Origin of the sequence: Streptomyces sp. NPDC007917, from assembly GCF_042959105.1 — a bacterium.
In the GTDB taxonomy this organism is placed as follows: Bacteria; Actinomycetota; Actinomycetes; order Streptomycetales; family Streptomycetaceae; genus Streptomyces.
The window spans coordinates 1-1,613 of the sequence record NZ_JBIBKK010000080.1 but is presented as its reverse complement, the minus strand read 5'-3'; the positions used below and the strand labels follow the sequence as shown (position 1 = coordinate 1,613).

The window sequence follows — 1,613 nt, the reverse complement described above, 5'->3', positions numbered from 1 at the left end:
CTAGCTTGATCTTTAACCTCGGGAGTCGAATCGTCCCCCGAACTTGATCGCTCGGTTCGGTATCCAGCAGACGTGCAGGCGGCCTTCGGCTGATCATGTGCTCCGACCAAGGAATACACCTGACCAGCACGAAGGCCGTGGGGATGAGTCTGCTGTATGACGCTGTCCGGCAGGAGCCGTTTGCGGAACTGTCACGCTTCCGGGGAGGGTTCTACTCCTGCCTGACCAGGCGTGCGGACGCGCTGTTCGAGCTGGCAGACGCCGTGCTGTGTGCGGACGGCCCGGTCCGTTCCCTGGTGGAACTGTCGCTGGTGGGCGAGCACCGTCGTGGACACGGCGGGCTCTACGACGCCCTGGCCGTGGGCCGGGTGGACATCGCCCGGCTGCGGCGGGCGCTGGCCGCGGTGCCACTGCCGCGAGCGGCGGACGGTCGGCTGGTGCTGGCCGCCGACATCACCTGCTGGCTGCGGCCTGACGCACACACCTCACCACGCCGGATCCTGTGCCACACCTACGGACGGGGCAAGGACCAGCACATCCCTGTCCCCGGCTGGCCGTACTCGGTGATCTGCGCGCTGGAATCCGGCCGCAGTTCGTGGACCGCACCGCTGGACGCTCTTCGCCTGGAGCCGGGTGATGATGCCGCCACGGTCACCGCGCGGCAGATGCGCGAGCTGGTCGAGCGGCTGATGATGGCCGGGCAGTGGAAGGACGGCGACCTGGACATTGTGATCGTGGTGGACGCCGGATACGACGTGCCCCGTCTGGCCTTCCTGCTGGCCGGTCTGCCGGTGCGGGTGCTGGGCCGGATGCGCTCGGACCGTGTTCTGCGACGGGCGGCCCCGCCCCGCATTCCGGGCACCATGGGCCGCCCGCCCCGCCACGGGGGCGAGTTCGTCTTCGGTGACCCGGCCACCTGGAACACTCCTGATGCGGCGACCGTGACCCAGACCCGTCTGTATGGAACGGCCACCGCCAGGGCCTGGGACAGGCTCCACCCCAGGCTGACCCACCGCTCGGCCTGGGCCGCCCAGCTGGGAATCCTGCCGGTCATCGAGGGCACCGTGATCCTTCTGCAGGTCGACCGCCTGCCCAGCGGTGCGATCCCGAAGCCGGTATGGCTGTGGTGGTCGGGCACTGACGCCACCGCCGCCCAGGTCGACCTGCTCTGGCAGACCTTCCTACGGCGCTTCGACATCGAACACACCTTCCGGCTGTTCAAGCAGACCCTCGGCTGGACCTGCCCGAAGATCCGTGCCCCCGAAGCGGCCGACCGCTGGACCTGGCTGATCCTCGCCGTCTACACCCAACTCCGTCTCGCCCGCCCGCTGGCGGCCGACCTGCGCCGGCCGTGGGAGAAACCGAGCCCACCGAACAAGCTCACCCCGGCCCGCGTCCGCCGCGACTTCCGGCACCTCCGCCCGAAGACCACCTGCCCTGCCGAAGCACCGAAACCCTCCCGCCCCGGACCAGGACGGCCACCCGGCCGCAAGAACACTCGTGCCACCCCACGCCACGACGTGCACACAGTCCGCAAAACAGACACACCAAAACAGCGCAAGAGGAAGTCAACAACCCCACGGCCACGCCGCACAGGTTAAAGATCAAGCTAG

Annotated in this window: 1 protein-coding gene; it reads left to right on the top strand. The window is 68.8% G+C overall.

Annotated elements, in window-relative coordinates; all coding sequences use genetic code 11:
- Positions 1–143 precede the first annotated feature (143 nt).
- Positions 144–1,601, top strand: a complete 1,458-nt coding sequence (locus tag ACFZDL_RS47180) for an NF041680 family putative transposase (RefSeq protein WP_353597333.1) — start codon at positions 144–146, stop codon at positions 1,599–1,601.
- Positions 1,602–1,613: the final 12 nt, after the last annotated feature.